General features: G+C 54.1%; 1 protein-coding gene. It reads left to right on the top strand.

All coding sequences use genetic code 11. From position 1 onward, the window contains the following. Window positions 1–279: GTP-binding protein (locus L9G74_RS20355; protein WP_238898588.1), on the top strand; the 279-nt coding region annotated here is incomplete at both ends.

Raw genomic sequence — 279 nt, 5'->3', positions numbered from 1 at the left:
GGAAAGTCCACCACCACCGGTCACTTGATCTACAAGTGCGGAGGTATCGACAAGAGAACCATCGAGAAGTTCGAGAAGGAGGCCAAGGAGATCGGAAAGGCCTCTTTCAAGTACGCCTGGGTGCTGGACAAGCTGAAGGCCGAGAGAGAGCGTGGTATCACCATCGATATCGCCCTGTGGAAGTTCGAGACCACCAAGTACTACTGCACGGTCATTGATGCCCCTGGTCACCGTGACTTCATCAAGAACATGATCACGGGTACCTCCCAGGCTGACTGT

Source organism: Shewanella electrica (assembly GCF_022321485.1).
In the GTDB taxonomy this organism is placed as follows: Bacteria; Pseudomonadota; Gammaproteobacteria; order Enterobacterales; family Shewanellaceae; genus Shewanella; species Shewanella electrica.
Note: the sequence above shows the minus strand (reverse complement) of the source record. Positions and strands in the feature narration are given on the sequence as shown.